20 protein-coding genes are annotated in these 18,579 nt (G+C 66.1%); 12 read left to right on the top strand and 8 right to left on the bottom strand.

Annotation, left to right across the window (positions count from 1 at the left end; translation table 11 throughout):
- The first annotated feature begins 320 nt into the window (after positions 1 to 320).
- Together FQV39_RS20115 and FQV39_RS20110 are read left to right on the top strand one after the other, a co-directional pair.
- Positions 321 to 2,342: a M23 family metallopeptidase gene (locus FQV39_RS20115; RefSeq protein ID WP_187639996.1), complete on the top strand. Its 2,022-nt coding sequence runs from the start codon at positions 321 to 323 to the stop codon at positions 2,340 to 2,342.
- Between the two features lie 218 nt (positions 2,343 to 2,560).
- Positions 2,561 to 3,478 (top strand): AEC family transporter, encoded by a 918-nt coding sequence (locus FQV39_RS20110; protein ID WP_149131910.1) that lies wholly within the window; start codon positions 2,561 to 2,563, stop codon positions 3,476 to 3,478.
- 152 nt (positions 3,479 to 3,630) lie between these two features.
- On the opposite strand, the gene gluQRS is transcribed toward FQV39_RS20110, so the two are convergent.
- Positions 3,631 to 4,539, bottom strand: a complete 909-nt coding sequence (gluQRS, locus tag FQV39_RS20105; RefSeq protein WP_149131909.1) for a tRNA glutamyl-Q(34) synthetase GluQRS — start codon at positions 4,537 to 4,539, stop codon at positions 3,631 to 3,633.
- Positions 4,540 to 4,718: 179 nt separating this feature from the next.
- Between gluQRS and FQV39_RS20100 the strand changes: the two genes are divergently transcribed.
- Positions 4,719 to 5,378: a DNA-3-methyladenine glycosylase family protein gene (locus FQV39_RS20100; RefSeq protein ID WP_472840656.1), complete on the top strand. Its 660-nt coding sequence runs from the start codon at positions 4,719 to 4,721 to the stop codon at positions 5,376 to 5,378.
- A 302-nt stretch (positions 5,379 to 5,680) separates the two neighbouring features.
- On the opposite strand, the gene FQV39_RS20095 is transcribed toward FQV39_RS20100, so the two are convergent.
- The gene (locus FQV39_RS20095) at positions 5,681 to 6,460 is read right to left on the bottom strand and encodes an HpcH/HpaI aldolase family protein (RefSeq protein ID WP_149131907.1); all 780 of its coding nucleotides are present in this window, start codon (positions 6,458 to 6,460) and stop codon (positions 5,681 to 5,683) included.
- A gap of 135 nt (positions 6,461 to 6,595) precedes the next feature.
- Positions 6,596 to 6,919: a DUF1476 domain-containing protein gene (locus tag FQV39_RS20090; RefSeq protein ID WP_149131906.1), complete on the bottom strand. Its 324-nt coding sequence runs from the start codon at positions 6,917 to 6,919 to the stop codon at positions 6,596 to 6,598.
- Positions 6,920 to 7,239: 320 nt separating this feature from the next.
- Here FQV39_RS20090 and purC point away from each other — a divergent pair, with 320 nt between their 5' ends.
- The 4 genes from purC (at position 7,240) to purQ (ending at position 9,794) form a co-directional block, all read left to right on the top strand.
- The gene (purC, locus tag FQV39_RS20085) at positions 7,240 to 8,034 is read left to right on the top strand and encodes a phosphoribosylaminoimidazolesuccinocarboxamide synthase (protein WP_149131905.1); all 795 of its coding nucleotides are present in this window, start codon (positions 7,240 to 7,242) and stop codon (positions 8,032 to 8,034) included.
- Between the two features lie 41 nt (positions 8,035 to 8,075).
- Positions 8,076 to 8,660 (top strand): hypothetical protein, encoded by a 585-nt coding sequence (locus FQV39_RS20080; protein WP_149131904.1) that lies wholly within the window; start codon positions 8,076 to 8,078, stop codon positions 8,658 to 8,660.
- A 192-nt stretch (positions 8,661 to 8,852) separates the two neighbouring features.
- Entirely contained in the window at positions 8,853 to 9,095 is a 243-nt protein-coding gene (gene purS / locus FQV39_RS20075) for a phosphoribosylformylglycinamidine synthase subunit PurS (RefSeq protein WP_149131903.1), read from the top strand.
- A 3-nt stretch (positions 9,096 to 9,098) separates the two neighbouring features.
- A complete protein-coding gene (purQ, locus tag FQV39_RS20070; RefSeq protein ID WP_149131902.1) occupies positions 9,099 to 9,794 on the top strand; it encodes a phosphoribosylformylglycinamidine synthase subunit PurQ in 696 nt (231 codons plus the stop codon).
- Between the two features lie 109 nt (positions 9,795 to 9,903).
- On the opposite strand, the gene FQV39_RS20065 is transcribed toward purQ, so the two are convergent.
- Genes FQV39_RS20065 through FQV39_RS20055 form a run of 3 tightly spaced genes read right to left on the bottom strand, consistent with a single transcriptional unit; the run spans position 9,904 to position 11,437 of the window.
- Positions 9,904 to 10,497: a DsbE family thiol:disulfide interchange protein gene (locus FQV39_RS20065; RefSeq protein WP_149131901.1), complete on the bottom strand. Its 594-nt coding sequence runs from the start codon at positions 10,495 to 10,497 to the stop codon at positions 9,904 to 9,906.
- A complete protein-coding gene (gene ccmD, locus FQV39_RS20060) occupies positions 10,494 to 10,679 on the bottom strand; it encodes a heme exporter protein CcmD (RefSeq protein ID WP_248313077.1) in 186 nt (61 codons plus the stop codon). Before ccmD ends, FQV39_RS20065 begins: the two co-directional genes overlap by 4 nt.
- Positions 10,676 to 11,437, bottom strand: a complete 762-nt coding sequence (locus FQV39_RS20055) for a heme ABC transporter permease (RefSeq protein WP_149131900.1) — start codon at positions 11,435 to 11,437, stop codon at positions 10,676 to 10,678. The genes ccmD and FQV39_RS20055 overlap by 4 nt, the downstream gene beginning before the upstream one ends.
- A gap of 301 nt (positions 11,438 to 11,738) precedes the next feature.
- Between FQV39_RS20055 and FQV39_RS20050 the strand changes: the two genes are divergently transcribed.
- Complete coding sequence (locus tag FQV39_RS20050) at positions 11,739 to 11,981, top strand: hypothetical protein (RefSeq protein ID WP_149131899.1); 243 nt, start codon at positions 11,739 to 11,741, stop codon at positions 11,979 to 11,981.
- Here FQV39_RS20050 and ccmB read toward each other — a convergent pair.
- Positions 11,969 to 12,637, bottom strand: a complete 669-nt coding sequence (gene ccmB, locus FQV39_RS20045) for a heme exporter protein CcmB (RefSeq protein ID WP_149131898.1) — start codon at positions 12,635 to 12,637, stop codon at positions 11,969 to 11,971. The genes FQV39_RS20050 and ccmB overlap by 13 nt on opposite strands.
- 148 nt (positions 12,638 to 12,785) lie before the next feature.
- Positions 12,786 to 13,409 carry a heme ABC exporter ATP-binding protein CcmA gene (gene ccmA, locus FQV39_RS20040; RefSeq protein WP_149131897.1) on the bottom strand — a complete coding sequence of 208 codons (624 nt, stop codon included), beginning with the start codon at positions 13,407 to 13,409 and terminating at the stop codon, positions 12,786 to 12,788.
- A gap of 219 nt (positions 13,410 to 13,628) precedes the next feature.
- Between ccmA and acnA the strand changes: the two genes are divergently transcribed.
- From acnA to FQV39_RS20020, 4 genes are all read left to right on the top strand, one after another.
- Positions 13,629 to 16,328: an aconitate hydratase AcnA gene (acnA, locus tag FQV39_RS20035; protein WP_149131896.1), complete on the top strand. Its 2,700-nt coding sequence runs from the start codon at positions 13,629 to 13,631 to the stop codon at positions 16,326 to 16,328.
- A gap of 203 nt (positions 16,329 to 16,531) precedes the next feature.
- The gene (locus FQV39_RS20030; protein WP_038358122.1) at positions 16,532 to 16,813 is read left to right on the top strand and encodes an acyl carrier protein; all 282 of its coding nucleotides are present in this window, start codon (positions 16,532 to 16,534) and stop codon (positions 16,811 to 16,813) included.
- 153 nt (positions 16,814 to 16,966) lie between these two features.
- On the top strand, positions 16,967 to 17,431 hold the full coding sequence (locus FQV39_RS20025; protein WP_149131895.1) for a 3-hydroxyacyl-ACP dehydratase FabZ family protein: 465 nt from the start codon (positions 16,967 to 16,969) through the stop codon (positions 17,429 to 17,431).
- Positions 17,428 to 18,576 (top strand): beta-ketoacyl-ACP synthase, encoded by a 1,149-nt coding sequence (locus FQV39_RS20020; RefSeq protein WP_472840601.1) that lies wholly within the window; start codon positions 17,428 to 17,430, stop codon positions 18,574 to 18,576. The genes FQV39_RS20025 and FQV39_RS20020 overlap by 4 nt, the downstream gene beginning before the upstream one ends.
- Positions 18,577 to 18,579: the final 3 nt, after the last annotated feature.

Below are 18,579 nucleotides of genomic sequence, written 5' to 3'. Positions count from 1 at the left end.
ACGAAAGCTGAGCCTACATCGGCGACGGCACCTGGAACTTAGGACACCGGCCATCCCAGCTAGGCCTCGTTCTCTCGCTCAAGTCGCTACGTATGCGCGCGTGCGCGCGGCGTTCCTGCCTCTCAAGAGGCCATGCTTCCCAAAACAGCCGCAATCTCTCCGCACAGGAGATCGTCCACGGCTGAACGGATTGATTCCCGCTTCCGGCACGGGCATGGTCTTGGCGCGCTTTCGTCCGGATGCGCTCCAGGCATCTTCGCCGCGGCGGAGCTCGCCGTCGAGGTCTTCAGACACCCCGCACGCAGAACAGCCCGCACGATATGAACGCCAATCCCGAGTTCGCACAGCCGGTCGAGCCGCTCGCCCCCGAGGCTGCGGCTCTGCTGGTCGATCTCGGGATCGAACCGCCGATCCAGCCTGCCGATTCCCGCCAGCAGCCGCTCGATCGGCGTGGCGTCTCGCTGCGCTGGCTCTTCGCCTGCGCCCTCGTCGGCTCCTGCGGCGCGGCGCTACTCGGTGCGGCGATCCTCGTCGCCATGCGCGGTGACACCAGCTACCCGGAGCAGCCCGAAACCGTCGCGGTGCGCAGCTCGTCGGCCGCTGGCGAAGGCGGCGGGGCCCGCAAGGCCGACAAGCTCGTCACCGACCAGCCGATCATGTCAGCGCGCCACACGCTGCGCGCGCCGATGTCGCAGAAGGTCGGGAACCGCGAAGTCATCCGCGTTCGCCCCTTCGTCCGGCTGGCATCCGACCTGTCGCTCACCACCGGCGTCTATGCGAGCAACATCCCGCCCTTCAATCCGCTACGGCTTTTCGCCGAAGGCGGGCAGCCCGAAGAGCGCTATGCCGAGCCGGCCCAGGATATGCCCGATGCCGACGTCACCATCGTCAAGCGCGACCTCGGCGACATCACTATCCCCGCCGGCAAGCCGCAGCTGAGCGACAACGACATCATCTCCCAGGTCGAGGAGGAGCGCGCCAACCTCGCGAACTCCGGCCGCCAGCGCGCCCTGCCGATCCCGCCGCAGCTGATGCTGAGCCGCACCCTGACCGGCACGACCGCCGGCAGCGGCGACATCCTGGCCTATGCGCCGGCAACGGATACGCGCTTCTCCGGCATCGAGGTTCGCGTCGTCCCGGAGAACGTCACCAACGCGCCGAAGACGCCGATCCCAGCCTCCCGCGAGCCGCTCGTCGAGGACAAGCTGGTGATGGCCAAGCGCGGCGAGAATTTCGAGCAGGCCATGCGCGGCGCCGGCGCGACGCCCGAGCAAATCCGCGCCATGATCACGGCTTTTGGCGGCAAGGTTCGGACGGCGGCACTCCCCGACGGCCAGGTCTTGCAGGTGCTCTATGCGCCCGGCCCGCGCCCCGGCGACGCGCGCCAGATCATGCGCGTCTCCCTGCTGAACAACGGCCAGCCGGACGGCACGATCGCGATGAACGACAAGGGCGCTTTCGTCATTGTCGATCTGCCGCGTCAGAATCTCGCCCTCCAGCGGCCGCAGCGCCAGGAGACGGAGGAGGACGACGAGGAGGAGGGCAGCGGCGGCGCCCGCCTCTATGAGAGCCTCTACGAAACCGGCGCGCGCCACGATCTGCCGCGCCCGCTGATCGACGAGCTCGTGCGGATCTTCTCCTACGATCTCGACTTCCAGCAGCGCGTCCATGGCGGCGACAATCTGGAGGTGATCTTCACGGAGGACGACGAGGGCGAGCGAGGCGAGATCCTTTCCGCGACCCTGACCGTGAACGGCGAAAGCCGCCGGGTCTTCCGCTACCAGTCCCCGGATGACGGGCTGATCGAGTATTTCGACGAGGAAGGGAAGTCGCTGAAGAAGTTCCTGCTGCGCAAGCCGATCGCCGATGGCGAGCTGCGCTCGGGCTTCGGCATGCGCTACCATCCGATCATGCGCTATTCGAAGATGCATACCGGCGTCGACTGGGCCAACCGGATCGGCACGCCGATCCTTGCCGCCGGCAACGGCGTCGTCACCAAGGCGGGCTGGTCCTCCGGCTACGGCAAGCACACCGAGATCCAGCACGCCAACGGCTACGTCACCACCTATTCGCACCAGTCGAACTTCGCGTCCGGCATCGTGCCGGGCGCCAAGGTCCGCCAGGGCCAGGTCATCGGCTATCTCGGCTCGACCGGCCTCTCCACCGGCCCGCATCTGCACTACGAGGTGCTGGTCAATGGCAACTTCGTCAATCCGATGAAGATCCGCGTGCCGCGCGGACGCGAGCTGCAGGGACCGACGCTGGCCGAGTTCAAGCGTCAGCGCGACGAGATCCGCAGTCTGATCGAGAAGGCAGGCGGGACGGTCGCTCAATTGCGCTGAGCGCATGACGGCTCGGCGATAGGGCCGCCGCCATAGCATCGGACCGAAAAGTGGATTCCACTTTTTCGGAAAGATCCGATGCGATAACAAAGGTGTAGATCACCGTTATCGCGTCCGATAGGACGCGCGGCGATCTAGGCATCTGCCGCTTGACAGCGCCGCCCCGAGACGACACCGCCTGAACAGGCGCTTTCTCTCCTGATGCGGGTCCCCGGTCGATGCTCGCCTCTTTCCTCGTCGTCCTGCCCGTCTTCGGGCTGATCGGCCTCGGCTACTTCGCGCGCTGGTCGAAGCTGCTGCGCGAGACGACGGGCGAAGGCCTGTCCGATTTCGTCTTCGTGCTGGCGGTTCCCTGCCTGCTGTTCCGCACGCTCGCCAAGGCCGACATCCCCGTGACCCAGCCTTGGGGCTACTGGATCGCCTATTTCGCCGGACTCGCCGTGGTCTGGGCCTTGGCCATGCTGATCGCCAGCAGGTTCTTCGCACGGAAAGGGCCGGAGCTGGTGGTCTCCGGCTTCGCTGCCGCGCAGTCGAACACGGTCTTCGTCGGCGTGCCGATGATCCTGAAGGCCTATGGCGATGCCGGCGCCGTCCCGCTCGGCCTGCTGCTCGCCATTCACCTGCCTGTGACGATGACGGTGGCCACGCTCCTGGCCGAAGGCCGCTCCGCCTCGATTCCCCAGCTGATCAAGCGGCTCTTCACTCATCCGATCATCATCGGCATCCTGCTCGGCTCGGCCGTGCGCCCCTTCGTCGCCCAGATTCCGGAGCCGGCCTGGACGCTGGTCGACCTGCTGGCGGGAGCCGCCGTGCCCTGCGCGCTGATCAGCCTCGGCATCGCCATGCGCCGTTACGGGCTGGAATCGGGACTTGCCCTGCCGACGATGCTGAGCGGATTGAAGCTCGGGCTGCACCCGCTCCTGGTTTACTGGCTCGCGACCAAGGTCTTCGACATGCCGGCCCACTGGTCGGGCGTCGCGGTGCTGTTTGCCGCCTGCCCCTGCGGGATCAACGCCTATCTCTTCGCCGAACGCTACCGGCAGGGCATAGCCGACGCATCGAGCGCGATCACGCTCTCGACCCTGCTGTCGCTGTTCACCACCGCCGCCTGGCTGGCCTTCCTCGGCGTCGGCTAGCCCGCGCTGACTTTTCTCTGAACCGCGGCGTCATCCCGGGCTTGCCCCGGGATCCATCGAAGGGCTCCGGAGCTCTACGATGGATCACGGATCTGCGCTGCTGCGCAGCTTGTCCGGGATGACACCGTGTTGCCGTCAGACATCAGCATGCTCTAGCCCGCGCCTGAGGCGAAGGCGAGCTGCCGGCGGATGTCGACCGGCCGGACGCCGCTGTCTCGCAGCTCCGCCAGGCTTTCCGATTGCCGGCTCTTGGCGAGCTTGCGCCCGTCCTCGTCGAGCAGCAGGCGATGGAAGTGATAGAGCGGCGTCGGCAGCCCGAGCAGGTGCTGGAGCACGACATGGATGTCGGTGGCGGCTTCGAGGTCGCGGCCGCGCACCACATGCGTCACGCCCTGCAAGGCATCGTCGACGACAACAGCGAGATGGTAGCTCGTCGGCACATCCTTGCGGGCAAGCACGACGTCGCCCCAGCGTTCCGGCCGAGCCTCGACCGTGCGGATCGCACCGTCAGCATCGAAAACCGCGTAGCTGAGCGCCTTCCCCGAAGCGATCAGCGCCTTGGCCATGTCGAGGCGCAGGACATGCGGCTCGCCAGCAGTGCTTCGTCGTATCGCCTCCCTGGGCTCAAGCCCCCTGCAGCGACCGGGATAGAGCGGAGCCCCGTCAGGATCGAGCGGCCAGGGACGCCCCGTCTCGACCTCGTACGCCGCCACCTCGGCGCGTATCTCCTGCCGGGAACAGAAGCAGGGATAGACCAGCCCGCGCTCCTGCAAGGCACCGAGAGCCGCCGCATAGTCGTCGAAATGCTGCGACTGCCGGCGGACATCTGGTTCGAAGGCGATTCCGAGCCAGTCGAGATCCTCGACGATCCCCGCGACGAACTCCGGTCGTGAGCGGGTGAGGTCGATATCCTCGATCCGCAGCAGGAGGCGTCCACCCATCTTTTGGGCCAGGGCCTCGTTGGCCAACGCCGACAGCGCATGGCCGAGATGCAGCCGCCCGTTCGGACTCGGCGCAAAGCGGAAGACCGGTTTGCCGGAATCGGGTGGTATGAATGCCATCGCTCCTGTCTAGAGCATTTTCGAGCGAAGTGGACACCGGTTCGCGTGAAGAAAATGCGCTAAAACAAAGACCTAGAGCATTTACGCGATTCAGAGAAACGCGGAAATGCTCTAGGAGGCTCGTGGCTGCTCGCCAAGCGGCGCGCACGCCGCTGCTGACGCAAGCGGGCCTCTGCTCCATCAAAGCTCACGCGATGACCGAACGAATCACCTGTGACAGCGATCTCAAGGAAGGCATGGCTGCACTGGCCGCCCTGCACCCGCTTTGGCAAGCCATCGTCGAGCGCACCGGGCTGCCACCGCTCAGGTTGCGCGAGGGTGGTTTCACCGGCCTCGCCTCGATCATCGTCTCGCAGCAATTGTCGGTCGCCAGCGCTCGCGCGGTCTGGAATCGCTTCGAGAGCGTCTTTGTCCCACTGACGCCGGAACGCATGCTCGCCGCCACCGACGACGATATGCGCCTTTCCGGGCTGTCGCGGCCGAAGCAGCGCACCTTGCTGGCGCTCTCGACCGCACTCGTCGAGAAGCGCCTGGTCTTCGAAGCGCTCGAACAGGCGACGCCCGAGGACGTTCACGCGCAGATGACGGCAATCTCCGGCATCGGTCCCTGGACGGCCGATGTCTATCTGCTGTTCTGCCTCGGCCACCGCGACGGCTTCGCCGCAGGCGATCTCGCGATCCAGGAAGCGGCCCGGCATGCCTTCGGCCTCGCCGAGCGGCCGAAGGCAGCCGATCTGCAGACCATGGCCGAGGCTTGGCGCCCTTGGCGCGGCGTCGCCGCCCGGCTCCTTTGGGCCTATTACGCCATCCTGAAGCGCCGCGAGGGCATCAACGCCTGATCGGGCAGATCGCTGCGCGTCCATTCGGACGCGAAGTGGCTGCTGATTTTCGGTGGAAACGCGCCGTCATTCCGGGCTTGACCCGGAATCCATCGTAGAGCACCGAGCCCTATGATGGATTCCGGATCGGCGCCGCTATCGCGGCTTGTCCGGAATGACGGCACCTTTTCCGTGAAAATCCAGCATGCCTAGAGCCGGATCCGATCAGGTTGGATCAACCTGATCGGTGAATCCGTCTCTCAACTTAAGTAAGAGAACGCGTTCTCCGATCTGACTGCGTTGCAGTCAGATCGGCGCGTGCTCTAGCCGCGCACAACCTTCAGCGCCGCCTGCGTCCCTGCACGCAGCAACGTCGAATCGCTCATCACCGTGACCATGCGCGCGCCCATGGCGAGACCTTCCCTGGCGCGCTCGGCCGTCGCCGCATAGAGCGCAACCGGCTTGTTCACGGCAGAAGCCCGGGCGACGACATGCTTGAGCGCCTCGTCCACCTCACGCGCGGTGGCATCGACCTTCGCCCCACCGGAGAGCGCAATCGACAGGTCGGACGGCCCGACGAACAGGGCATCAATGCCATCCAACGCCAGGATGTCGTCGACGATCGCCATCGCCTCGCGCGTCTCGATCATCGCGAAGGTGAGCGAGAAGCCGTTGGCGGCCTTGAGATAGCTGTTCTGATCGAGGCCGGAGGCGCCTAAGCCACCATAGCTGCCCCAGCTGCGCTCGCCCATCGGCGGATATTTGGCGTAGGCCGCAAAGCGCCGCGCATCCTCCATGGTGTTGATCATCGGCGCGATGACGCCGGAGACGCCGGAGTCGAACAGCTTCGAGACGTTCTGGAACTCGCCGACCGGAATGCGCGCGATCGCCGGCTTGCCGGCGGCATTGATCAGCGGGATCGTGCGAATGACCTCGCCCAGCGTGATCGGCCCATGCTGCATGTCGAGCGTGATCGCGTCGAAATCCTCCTGCGCCAGGATCGCCGAGATCGAGGGATCGGGCAGGCCGCACCAGGCCGAGACGATGCTGTCCCCCTTGGCGAAGCGATCGGCGAGGGAGGAGAGGACGGTGGGCTTGGCCATGGTGCGTTCATCCGTTTGAAACTCCGCCCTTCAGTTGGAGCGGCGACTTTGCGCACGTTGGACCGGGGCGGCCCGGAAATGCAAACAGGCGCCCATGCGCCCGTTTCAGAGACGTCCTGCGTCTGCCGGGATGCGTCAGCGCCCGGCCTGGATATCCTCGGCCGCCTTGATCAGCAGTTCGGTCATCACGGTGCGGATCTCGGCGTCGGAGGTGTTGATATTGGCCAACGCGAAATCGTTCTTGACCTTGCGCACCACATCCTCGTGGCCGGCTTCCTGGAAATCGGCGACGACGACCGCCTTGGCATAGGCTTCGGCATCGGCGCCGCTCTTGCCGAGCTTCTCCGCTGCCCATAAGCCGAGAAGCTTGTTGCGCCGGGCGTTGGCCTTGAAGCGCAGTTCCTCATCAAGGGCGAACTTGTTTTCGAAGGCGTCCTTGCGCTGATCGAAGGTCGTCATGCGGCGTCCATGTCCTCTTGCGAGCGGGAATTAGCACTATTTGATCATATAGGATGCCGGGGCGCCGACACCAGCCTGATTGCTCCGATTCAGCCCCGCTTAAGCCTTCTCGCGCCGCCGAAAGGCGTTTTGTTGCGTTTACGGCCGAGACGCTCCATATAGCAGGCGCATGGGTGCCCTCGGGCATCCCGTGCGTAACTGGCGTCTGCACCGGCCCGAAGATCGATCCCGATCGGATCGCCGGGCCGTGCGGCAGGACCGACAAGATCAGGGGCCAAGATCCCGCCGCGACTGCATCGCGTCCAGAGAAGGGCCGACCTTTGGATTTCCTCAAGCCACGGTACATCCCCATGAATCGCCGCCGTCGCATCTACGAAGGCAAGGCGAAGGTCCTCTATGAAGGACCCGAGCCCGGCACGCTCATCCAGCATTTCAAGGACGACGCCACCGCTTTCAATGCCAAGAAGCATGAAGTGATCGACGGCAAGGGCGTGCTCAACAACCGCATCTCCGAGCACATCTTCTCGAACTTGAACGACATCGGCGTGCCCACGCATTTCATCCGCCGGCTGAACATGCGCGAGCAACTGATCCGCGAGGTCGAGATCATCCCGCTCGAGGTCGTCGTGCGCAACGTCGCCGCCGGCTCGCTCGCCACCCGGCTGGGCCTCGAGGAGGGCACGCAGCTGCCGCGCTCGATCATCGAGTTCTATTACAAGAACGACGCGCTCGGCGATCCGATGGTCTCGGAAGAGCACATCACCGCCTTCGGCTGGGCGACGCCGCAGGAGATCGACGACATCATGGCGCTCGCCATCCGCGTCAACGACTTCCTCTCCGGCCTCTTCCTCGGCGCCGGCATCCGCCTCGTCGACTTCAAGATGGAGACCGGCCGCCTCTGGGAAGGTGAGATGATGCGGATCGTCGTCGCCGACGAGATCAGCCCGGATTCCTGCCGGCTCTGGGACATCCGCTCCAAGGACAAGCTCGACAAGGACCGCTTCCGCCGCGACATGGGCGGCCTGATCGAGGCCTATACGGAGGTCGCCCGCCGCCTCGGCATCCTCGGCGAGAACGAGAAACCCGGCCCGACCGGCCCGCGCCTGGTGCAGTGAGCGCCATCGCCCGGCCATTATCGCCACCGAAACGGGAGCGCATGCGCTCCCGTTTTCATGTCGCGGCCCTTTTTGCCGCCGGTGTTCTCCTGCTTGCCGGCTGCGCAAACCAGTTCGGTGCCGGAATCGCGGAATTGCCCGCATCCGCGGGCTGGCATCGGCTGCCGATCGGCTCCTGGGTGCTGAACGACGGCCTTGAAGCCCGCGCGATGGTCTTCTGCCCGCGCGAGACCTGCGTCCAGCAGGGTTTTGCCGCGGTGATCGCCCTCGAAGGCGAACGGGCCTGGGACATGGAACGGGCTCTGTCGGAAAGCCCGGCCTCTCTCGGACAGGCCTTCGCCCGGCTGGCAGCCGCAAAAGCGGCCGAACGCCGCAAGGCGCAGCGGAACCAGAAAAAGAAGACCGAGCCGAAGGCGGCCCGCAGCGCAACCGATGTCGCCAGCTTCGATTCGGCGGAAGGGCGCGGCATCCTCGTCACGATCCGTTCGCTCGACACGCCGGGCCGCCAGGCCGTGACCGCCATTCTCTATGGCCGCGAGACCAACCGGCTTGTGATCGCACTCGGCGTGAGCGATACGGCCGAGGCCGCGCGGCACGATGCTGAAGCCGCCTGGCGCAGCCGCTGATTCACGTGAAACGGCTGGAAATGGTTGAGCCGGCCCCGATTCCTCAGCGCGCTTTCCGTTCGGCTGGATCCAGCCGAACGAAGAGAATTCGCGCAGAATCGATAGGCTGAGCATGTTCTGGTCGCAAAAGTGGTTTCAATTTTTGCGGAACATGCTCTAAGGCACCCGCAACAATCTCGTCCGGAGAACCCCATGAAAGCCCGCGTCACCGTCACCCTGAAGAACGGCGTGCTCGATCCGCAGGGCAAGGCGATCGAAGGCGCCCTCAAGTCGCTCGGCATCGACGGCGTCGATTCCGTGCGCCAGGGCAAGGTCTTCGACATCGAGTTCTCGGGTTCCGACAAGGCTGCAGCCGAGGCGTCACTGAAGGCCGCCTGCGAGAAGCTGCTCGCCAATACGGTGATCGAGAACTACCGCGTCGAGATCGGAGCCTGAACCATGAAGGCCGCCGTCATCACCTTTCCGGGCTCCAACCGTGACGGCGACGTCGCCAAGGCGCTGAAGCAAGCCGGCGCCGAAGTCACCCATGTCTGGCATGGCGATACCGAGCTGCCGAAGGGCGTCGACCTTGTCGTGCTGCCGGGCGGCTTCTCCTATGGCGACTATCTGCGCACCGGCGCCATCGCCGGCCGCGCCCACATCATGGACGCCACCCGGGCGCACGCCGCCCGCGGCGGTTATGTGCTCGGCATCTGCAACGGTTTCCAGATCGCCTGCGAGGCCGGGCTCCTGCCGGGCATCCTCGTGCGCAACGCCCATCTGAAATTCGTCTGCAAGCGCCAGCACCTCAAGGTCGAGCGCAACGACACGCCCTATACCCGGGCCTATGCCAAGGGCCAGACGATCGATGTCTGCATCGCCCATGGCGAGGGCAACTATATCGCCGATAGCGAGACGCTGGCCCGCCTCGAAGGCGAGGGCCTCGTCGCTTTCCGCTATGCGGATGCGCAGGGCAACGTCACGCCGGAAGCGAACCCCAACGGTTCCCTCAACAACATCGCCGGCATCTATTCGCCCGGCTTCAACGTGCTCGGCCTGATGCCACATCCGGAAAATCTGGTCGATTCGCTGGTCGGCGGCACCGATGGGCGCGGGCTGTTCGAGAGCCTCGTCACCAGCCGCAAAGCGGCCTGAGACTCGTCATTCTCGGGCGAAGCGAAGCGCAGACCCGAGCATCTCTTTCAAGATAGATCATCCTTTTCGGCATGAGATGCCCGGGTCGAGCCCGGGCATGACGCCGTGATCAACGAGCCTTCAGCGCCCGCTGCAGGAGCTTCGCTGCGGCCTGCTGATCGAGCGGGCCGACATGCTTCTCGAGAATGCGCCCGTCCGGCCCGATGACGAAGGTCTCGGGCACGCCGTAGACGCCCCATTCGATCGCCGCCCGCCCGCCACGATCGACGCCGACGGCCGAGAACGGATTCCCGAGCGCGCCGAGGAACCGGCGGGCATTCTCGGCCTCATCCTTGTAGTTCATTCCGACCAGCGCGACCTTGCCTTGCTTCACCGCATCGGTTTCGGCGAGGCCCATCAGCACGGGATGTTCGACCCGGCAGGGCGCGCACCAGCTCGCAAAGACATTGACCAGCGTCGCGCGCCCACTGGCGAGATCGGCATTGGCAAAGGCCGGAACCGGCTCGCCGTCGCGCTGCAGCCCTTCCAGCGGCGCGAGCGTGATCGTCGGTGCGATACGGCCGATCAGTGCCGACGGCACCTTGCTCGTATCGCCCGAGAACAGCCCGATACCGAAGACGATGGCGAGCGCGCCGAAGATGATCAGCGGCACCAGGAACAGCAGGGGCGAACGGCGCCGAGGGGCGGTTTCGGTCTGGCTCATGCCGTCTCCCGGCCCGAACGGCGACCCGCGCCACGGCGCTCCAGCGCGTCGAGCGCCTGTTTCTGGGCGCGGTGATCGCGCAGGATCGCCAGCGTCAGCCCGGCGAGGATGAGCGCCGCCGCCCCGTAGGAGGCGAGGATGAAGCCGGCATGCGGCCCGATGCTGTCCATGAGACCGCTCATGCCGGCAGACCTTGAGCCGCGAGCCGGTCGAGCCGCTCTGCTTCGAGGATCGTGAGCGTCCGCACGCGCCGGCGCATGATCTCGGCCCGCATCGCGACCATGTGCAGCGAAAGCGCGAAGAACGTGAAACCAATCGCCAGGATCAGCAACGGCCACAGCATGGAGGAATGGATCGTCGGCCCGCCCATGCGCAGCACCGAGGCCGGCTGGTGCAGCGTGTTCCACCAATCGACCGAGAATTTGATGATCGGCACGTTGACGAAGCCCACCAGCGTCAGGATCGCCACGGCACGGGCGGCCCGCGACGGCTCATCCAGCACGCGCCAGAGCGCGATGATGCCGAGATAGATCAGCAGCAGCACCAGCACCGAGGTCAGCCGCGCATCCCAGACCCAGTAAGTGCCCCACATCGGCTTGCCCCAGAGCGCGCCGGTGATCAGGCAGACCAGCGCGAAGCAGGCTCCGATCGGTGCCGCCGCCTTCTGCGCGACATCGGCGAGCGGATGACGCCAGACCAGCGTGCCGAGCGCCGAGATCGCCATCATCGAGTAGAACATCATCGCGAGCCAGGCTGCCGGGACATGGATGAACATGATCCGGATCGTCTCGCCCTGCTGGTAGTCCGCCGGAGCGGCGAACCAGGCGAGGTAGAGCCCGGCAACGATGAGCAGCGCCGCAATGGCCGCGAGCCAAGGCAGCAACGCAGCCGAGAAGCGCATGAAGCGCGTCGGATTGGCGAGGTCGATCAGGCTGGCCATCGTGCTGGCGGTGTCATCTCGGGCTAATTGCCATGGCGCCAGCTTTTAGCAATCTCGACGGGTTCCAAGCAATGCGCCCGACCTGGCTGCGACATCACGAACCGGAGTGCCCTGCGATGGTGCTCCGCGATCCAAGCCTTTGTCGGACCGGCGCAATTCCAGGCGCCCACTGGATTCCGCCTCGACCAGCGCCTGCGAAACGATGCCGGCTAATGGTTATCACATTGAAGCTGTTGCAGTTTTTCTCACCGTTCTTGCAAGCGGTAGATCGATCCTCTAGCTTGCCCACCGGATGCGGGGGATGAAGATGCGGCTTCAACTATCCGACGAGGTCCAGCGCGAAGTCGAGCAGACGATCCGCTCGAAAGCCAGCCAGTCTCTCGTCATCGACCTTTACGCCACGGCCGAAGAGATCCGCAGCCGACATGATGCCGGCGAGGTCGATCTCGACGCAATTGTCGCCACAGTCGCCCGCCTCGCCGCCCAATGCGGCTGCGCGGTCGAGCTCGTCGGAGCCAAAGGCGGCCGCATTCAGTCGGCCTGACGCAGGGCTGCGGCCGCAGCGACCGTCCCCACGACGATCGCCGCGAGCGAGATCGCACACAGGATCAGGAAAGGTGTCAGGAACGGCACGGTGCCGCCCAGCGCCGCATTCGCCGCCGAAACCCCGAAAATCAGCACCGGCACCGTCAGCGGCGCGACCAGCACCGGCACGATCAGCCCACCGCGCCTGAGGCTCGCCGCCAGAGCCGCACCGCCCGCCCCGATGAAGCTCAGCGCCGGAGTGCCGACGAGAAGTGTCGCGACCAGCGGCAGCACGCCCTCGCCGGGCAGAGCCACCAGCAGGCCGAGCAGCGGCGTGACCAGCGCCAGCGGCAGGCCGGTCGTCAGCCAATGCGCCAGCCCCTTGGCCAGCACGGCGAGTTCGAGCGGCAAGCTCGAAGCCCGGATCAGGTCGAGCGAACCGTCCTCCTCGTCGCTCTGAAACAACCGGTCGAGCCCGATCAGCACCGAAAGCAGCGCGCCGAGCCAGAGGATTGCAGGACCGATCCGCGAGAGCAGATTGAGATCGGGACCGAGCGCGAAAGGCACGAGCACGACGAGCGTCAGGAAGAAGACGAGCGCCAGTTCTCCGCCGCCACCGGCGCGTGAAGCCAGAGCGAGGTCGCGTTTCAGGATGGCGAGGAAGGGACCCGTCATGGCCGCGCGCCCGCTACCCCACTCGCGCCGTCATCCCGGACGCAGCGAAGCGGAGATCCGGGATCCATCGTAAGGCTCCGGAGCCCTCCGATGGATTCCGGGTCGACCTGCGATCGCCCGGAATGACGCGGAAGCCAACGGAACTCCTTCACGGTCCAATCCTCATTTCGCGAGCCGTTTCCAGGCCGAGCGGCCCATGGGTCGCGGCAAGGATCGCTCCTCCCGCGGCGAGATGCTCCTGCATCAAGGCGATCAGCATGCGCTGCGAGGCGCTATCGAGCGCCGACATCGGCTCGTCGAGCAACCAGTAGGGGCGCCGCGACACCAGAAGCCGCGCCAAGGCAACCCGCCGCCTCTGCCCAGCGGACAGATAGCCAACCGGCAGATCCGCCACATGGGCAAGCCCCACCACCGCCAGCGCACCTTCCGGCGTTAGGGCCGCGTCACCGAGGACAGACTGCGCAAAGACGAGGTTTTCCCGTGCCGTCAGCGCCGTCTTCAGCCCGTCGCGATGGCCGACGAGATGCGAAACCTCGGCGAGATGGGCTTCCTCCTCGCCGCCCTCCAGACGGATCAGGCCGCCATCCGGCCGCAGCCGTCCGCACAGCATGGCGATGAGGCTGGACTTGCCGGCGCCGTTGCGGCCGGTCAGGGCGATCGCCTCGCCGGATCCAAGCTCGAAGCTCAGCCCTTCGAAGATCAGCCTGCCACCGCGGCGGCAGGCGAGATTCTCGGCGAAAAGGCGCGTCGTCGGGAATGAAACTTGCGTCAAGGCAGCGCTGCCGCCGATAGGTTCGACCACATTTCGTTCATCTAGCGCGCTTCTTGGAATTGCTCTATAGAACCCGCGGCTACGCCGCACGCCGATCCGGCGCGGGGCTCGGGCACTCCCGAGGCGGCGCGCGCGTCATGCGCATTAGGCCTTCGAACGGCGCCGTCCGCAAGGGCGAGCCGGTCGCGACCGCAACCCCTTGATCAGGATCAAGCCCGAATGGCCTCGCTCGACTCCTTCAAAGCCCGCAAGACGCTCACCGCCGGCGGCAAGACCTACACCTATTATTCCCTCCCCGACGCCGAGAAGAACGGCCTGCCCGGCATCTCGAAGCTGCCCTTCTCGATGAAGGTGCTGCTCGAGAACCTGCTGCGCTTCGAGGACGGCCGCTCGGTCACCAAGACCGACATCGAGAATTTCGTCGGCTGGCTCGACGACAAGGGCAAGGCCGGCAAGGAGATCGGCTTCCGCCCGGCCCGCGTGCTGATGCAGGACTTCACCGGCGTTCCGGCGGTCGTCGACCTCGCTGCGATGCGCGACGGCGTGAAGGCGCTCGGCGGCGACCCGCAGAAGATCAACCCGCTGGTGCCGGTCGATCTCGTCATCGACCACTCGGTCATCGTCGACGAGTTCGGCTCGCCCAAGGCCTTCGCCAAGAACGTCGAGCTCGAATATCAGCGCAACGCCGAACGCTACAAGTTCCTGAAATGGGGCCAGGGCGCCTTCGACAATTTCCGCGTCGTGCCGCCCGGCACCGGCATCTGCCACCAGGTCAACCTCGAATACCTCGCCCAGACCGTCTGGACCCGCAACGAGACGATCGACGGCGCCGAGGTCGAGGTCGCCTATCCCGACACGCTCGTCGGCACCGACTCGCACACCACCATGGTCAACGGCCTCGCCGTTCTCGGCTGGGGCGTCGGCGGCATCGAGGCGGAAGCCGCGATGCTCGGCCAGCCGCAGTCGATGCTGCTGCCGGAGGTGATCGGCTTCAAGCTGACCGGCTCGCTCAAGGAAGGCATCACCGCCACCGACCTGGTGCTGACCGTCACCCAGATGCTGCGCAAGAAGGGCGTCGTCGGCAAGTTCGTCGAGTTCTTCGGCCCCGGTCTCTACAACCTGACGCTGGCCGACCGCGCGACCATCGCCAATATGGGCCCGGAATACGGCGCCACCTGCGGCTTCTTCCCGGTCGATGCCGAGACGCTCGACTACCTGACGACCACCGGCCGCAAGTCGGAGCGCATTGCGCTGGTCGAGGCCTACACCAAGGCGCAAGGGCTGTTCGCCACCCGCGAGACCGCCGATCCAGTCTTCACCGACACGCTCGAGCTCGATCTCTCGACGGTGCAGCCGTCGATGGCCGGCCCGAAGCGTCCGGAAGGCCGCGTCGATCTCTCCGCCGTCAAGGCCGGCTTCGCCGCCGCCATGGAGAACGACTACAAGAAGGGGGGCGAGCTTTCGCGCCGCGTGCCGGTTGAAGGCGAGGACTTCGACCTCGGCCATGGTGACGTCGTCATCGCCGCCATCACCTCCTGCACCAACACCTCGAACCCCTCGGTGCTGATGGCGGCCGGCCTGCTCGCCCGCAACGCGAACGCCAAGGGCCTCAAGGTCAAGCCCTGGGTCAAGACCTCGCTGGCGCCCGGCTCGCAGGTCGTGGCGGAGTATCTGGCGAAGGCGGGCCTGCAGACCGATCTCGACAAGCTCGGCTTCAACCTGGTCGGCTTCGGCTGCACCACCTGCATCGGCAATTCCGGCCCGCTGCCGGCGCCGATCTCGAAGACCATCAACGAGAAGGGCCTGATCGCGGGCGCCGTCATCTCCGGCAACCGCAACTTCGAAGGCCGCGTCTCGCCGGACGTGCAGGCGAACTACCTCGCCTCGCCGCCGCTGGTCGTCGCCTACGCGCTCGCCGGCTCCGTCCAGATGGACCTGACGACGCAGCCGCTCGGCACGGGTTCGGACGGCAAGGACGTCTACCTGAAGGACATCTGGCCCTCCAACAAGGAGATCCAGAGCTTCATCCAGCAGAACGTCACCCGCGCGATGTTCGAGGAGAAGTACGCCGACGTCTTCAAGGGCGACGCGCACTGGCAGGCGGTCGACGCGCCCAAGAGCGAGACCTACGCCTGGGACGACGATTCGACCTATGTGCAGAACCCGCCCTATTTCCAGGGCATGCACCAGAAGCCCGATCCCGTCACCGACATCGCCGGTGCCCGCGTCCTCGGCCTGTTCGGCGACAAGATCACCACCGACCACATCTCTCCGGCCGGTTCGATCAAGGCTGCCTCGCCCGCCGGTCAATATCTGACGGAGAACGGCGTCGCGGTCGCCGACTTCAACCAGTACGGCACGCGCCGCGGCAACCATGAGGTGATGATGCGGGGCACCTTCGCCAACATCCGCATCCGCAACCACATGCTCGGTCCGAACGGCCGCGAGGGCGGCTACACCATCCACTACCCATCGAAGGAAGAGCTGCCGATCTACGACGCGGCGATGAAGTACAAGCAGGAGAATGTCCCGCTCGTCATCTTCGCCGGCGTCGAATACGGCAACGGCTCGTCGCGCGACTGGGCGGCGAAGGGCACCAACCTGCTCGGCGTCAAGGCGGTGATCGCCCAGAGCTTCGAGCGCATCCATCGCTCGAACCTGGTCGGCATGGGTGTTGTGCCCTTCACCCTGGCGGAAGGTACCAGCTGGGCCTCGCTCGACCTCAAGGGCGACGAGCTCGTCACCATCAAGGGTCTGGCCAACGTCAAGCCGCGCCAGATGATGGAAGCCGAGATCACCTATGCCGACGGCTCGATGAAGAAGGTGCCGATCCTCTGCCGCATCGATACGCTGGACGAGATCGACTACTTCAAGAACGCCGGCATCCTGCACTACGTCCTGCGCGGCCTCGCCGCCTGAACGGGATAACAGCACCAAAACGGGTCATGGCCGGCGCAAGCCGGCCATGATGCATTGAGGACCCACCCCGGTTGTCCTCGCGCCCGCCGCAGTGTAAGGGGGCGTTTCAGTCATCCTCGGTGGCGACTAGGGGCAGGCGCAGGCGACATCCCGCGCTCGGATGTCGTCCGCCATCACCGACAACAGACGGGAGCACCCGCAGCATGTCCGCCACGTTCGAGACGGTCGCCGGCATCATTTCCGAAACCTGCGATATTCCGCGCGAGAAGATCACACCGCAGAGCCACGCGATCGACGACCTCGGCATCGATTCCCTCGCCTTCCTCGACATCGCCTTCGCGATCGACAAGGCGTTCGGCATCAAGCTGCCGCTCGAGCAGTGGACGCAGGAAGTCAACGAGGGCAAGGCTCCGGCCGAGCAGTATTTCGTGCTCGAGAACCTCTGCAAGCGCATCGACGACCTCGTCGCCGCCAAGAAGGCGTGACGACGAAAGCGTGAAAGCTCCGGCCGAAGCCACCGGGATTGCCGGGCTTGAGCCGAAGCGCCGCGCCCGATAGAGCATAGGGGCCGTTGCGCGGATCCTCCGATCCGCGCCGCGGCCTCGCGCCGTTCTGGCGCCCAGCAGACCAAGGATCGCATGCGTCTCGAATATTTCGACATGATCGACCGGGTCGTGACCTTCGATCCGTCGCAGAAGCGTATCGTCACACGCTCCACCGTCCCCGCCGAAAGCCCGGTTTTCGAGGGCCACTTTCCGGGCCATCCGCTGGTGCCCGGCGTGCTCCTGACCGAAACCATGGCGCAGGCCTCGGGCTATTTGCTGCTCGGCCTCAACGGGCTCTCGCAGATGCCATTCCTGATGACGGTCGACAAGGCGCGCTTCCGCAGCTTCGTCGAGCCTAACGCCGAGCTGGAAGCCAGCGCCGAGCTCGTGATCGAGGGTTCGGGCTACGCGGCGACGAAGGCGAAGCTGACGAGCAACGGCAAGCCGATCTGCGATGCGGAGCTGCGCTTCCGCCTGATGCCCTTCCCCGCCGATATGCGCGCGCTCATGCAGCGGCGCATCGAAGCCATCGGCCTGCAGCCGGAGCCTGCTCCATGAGCGATATGACGATGAACCGTCGGGACGTGGTCATCACCGGCATCGGCATCGCCTCCAGCCTCGGCGAAGGCATCGAGGCCCACGCCGCGGCACTCGCCGCCGGCGGCACGCCGGTCGTCGACACCGAGAGCTTCGAGCCCTATCCGGTCCATCCGCTCCTTGCGCTGGAGCTGGACCGCCAGATCCCGAAGAAATCCGACCAGCGCCAGATGGAGCCCTGGCAGCGCCTCGGCGTCTATGCCGCCGGGCTCGCTCTCGATTCCGCCGGGTTGAAGGATGATGCCGAGGCCAAGAGCGCCCTGCAGGTCATCGTCGCGGCCGGTGGCGGCGAGCGCGACCATGCCGTCGATTCCGCCATCCTCAGCGGTCTGCGCGGCGCGAACGAGCCCGGCGCCTATCTCAACGAGCACTTGATGGGCGATCTCCGCCCCACGCTCTTCCTGGCCCAGCTTTCCAATCTGCTCGCCGGCAATATCGCCATCGTCCACGGCGTCACCGGCCCCTCGCGCACCTTCATGGGCGAGGAGCAGGCCGGCGTCGACGCGATCCGCACGGCGCACGCCCGCATCGCCTCCGGCCAGTCGGATCTGATGCTCGTCGGCGGCGCCTACAATGCCGAGCGCCGCGACATGCTGCTGCTCTTCGAGCTCGGTGGCTATCTGCGCCGCGACAGCTTTGCGCCCGTGTTCGAGCGCGAGGACGCGCCGGGCCTGATCACCGGCAGCGCCGGCGCCTTCCTCGTGCTGGAATCGGCCGAGCGCGCCGCGGCACGCGGCGCCAAGGCCTATGCGAAGCTCAGCCATGCAGGCGCTGCCCGCAGCCGCCGCGCGCCGGGCACCGTCGAGTCCGCCTTGACGAAGCTCGTCGGTGCCTTCGGCGCGATCGGCCCCGACAGTCTTGCCATCTCCGCCGCGACCGGCTGCGCTGGCATTACGGCCGAGGAGGCGGCAGCGCTGAAGGCGGCGGCTCCCTCCGCCAAACGCATCGCCGCCGGCGATCTCGTCGGCCATGGCGTCGAGGCCGCCTTCCCTGTTTCGGTGGCGCTGGCGGCAATCGCCCTGTCAGCCGGCCAGGCGAAGGAAGCAATCGTCACCGGCGCCGGCCACTGGCGTGGCGAGGGCGCCGCGCATCTGGTTCAAGCGTGAGAG

This window comes from Bosea sp. F3-2, assembly GCF_008253865.1.
Classification (GTDB): domain Bacteria; phylum Pseudomonadota; class Alphaproteobacteria; order Rhizobiales; family Beijerinckiaceae; genus Allobosea.
Note: the sequence above shows the minus strand (reverse complement) of the source record. Positions and strands in the feature narration are given on the sequence as shown.

What these genes read in the sequence shown, in the direction of transcription:
- FQV39_RS20065 (WP_149131901.1), bottom strand. Translation starts at nt 10,497, where the DNA reads ATGAGCCAGACCGAAACCGCCCCTCGGCGCCGTTCGCCCCTGCTGTTC.
- FQV39_RS20050 (WP_149131899.1), top strand. Translation starts at nt 11,739, where the DNA reads ATGAAGATGCGGCTTCAACTATCCGACGAGGTCCAGCGCGAAGTCGAG.
- acnA (WP_149131896.1), top strand. Translation starts at nt 13,629, where the DNA reads ATGGCCTCGCTCGACTCCTTCAAAGCCCGCAAGACGCTCACCGCCGGC.
- purS (WP_149131903.1), top strand. Translation starts at nt 8,853, where the DNA reads ATGAAAGCCCGCGTCACCGTCACCCTGAAGAACGGCGTGCTCGATCCG.
- ccmD (WP_248313077.1), bottom strand. Translation starts at nt 10,679, where the DNA reads ATGAGCGGTCTCATGGACAGCATCGGGCCGCATGCCGGCTTCATCCTC.
- FQV39_RS20080 (WP_149131904.1), top strand. Translation starts at nt 8,076, where the DNA reads ATGCGCTCCCGTTTTCATGTCGCGGCCCTTTTTGCCGCCGGTGTTCTC.
- gluQRS (WP_149131909.1), bottom strand. Translation starts at nt 4,539, where the DNA reads ATGGCATTCATACCACCCGATTCCGGCAAACCGGTCTTCCGCTTTGCG.
- ccmB (WP_149131898.1), bottom strand. Translation starts at nt 12,637, where the DNA reads ATGACGGGTCCCTTCCTCGCCATCCTGAAACGCGACCTCGCTCTGGCT.
- FQV39_RS20095 (WP_149131907.1), bottom strand. Translation starts at nt 6,460, where the DNA reads ATGGCCAAGCCCACCGTCCTCTCCTCCCTCGCCGATCGCTTCGCCAAG.
- FQV39_RS20020 (WP_472840601.1), top strand. Translation starts at nt 17,428, where the DNA reads ATGAGCGATATGACGATGAACCGTCGGGACGTGGTCATCACCGGCATC.
- FQV39_RS20055 (WP_149131900.1), bottom strand. Translation starts at nt 11,437, where the DNA reads ATGGCCAGCCTGATCGACCTCGCCAATCCGACGCGCTTCATGCGCTTC.
- FQV39_RS20110 (WP_149131910.1), top strand. Translation starts at nt 2,561, where the DNA reads ATGCTCGCCTCTTTCCTCGTCGTCCTGCCCGTCTTCGGGCTGATCGGC.
- FQV39_RS20025 (WP_149131895.1), top strand. Translation starts at nt 16,967, where the DNA reads ATGCGTCTCGAATATTTCGACATGATCGACCGGGTCGTGACCTTCGAT.
- FQV39_RS20030 (WP_038358122.1), top strand. Translation starts at nt 16,532, where the DNA reads ATGTCCGCCACGTTCGAGACGGTCGCCGGCATCATTTCCGAAACCTGC.
- purQ (WP_149131902.1), top strand. Translation starts at nt 9,099, where the DNA reads ATGAAGGCCGCCGTCATCACCTTTCCGGGCTCCAACCGTGACGGCGAC.
- FQV39_RS20090 (WP_149131906.1), bottom strand. Translation starts at nt 6,919, where the DNA reads ATGACGACCTTCGATCAGCGCAAGGACGCCTTCGAAAACAAGTTCGCC.
- FQV39_RS20115 (WP_187639996.1), top strand. Translation starts at nt 321, where the DNA reads ATGAACGCCAATCCCGAGTTCGCACAGCCGGTCGAGCCGCTCGCCCCC.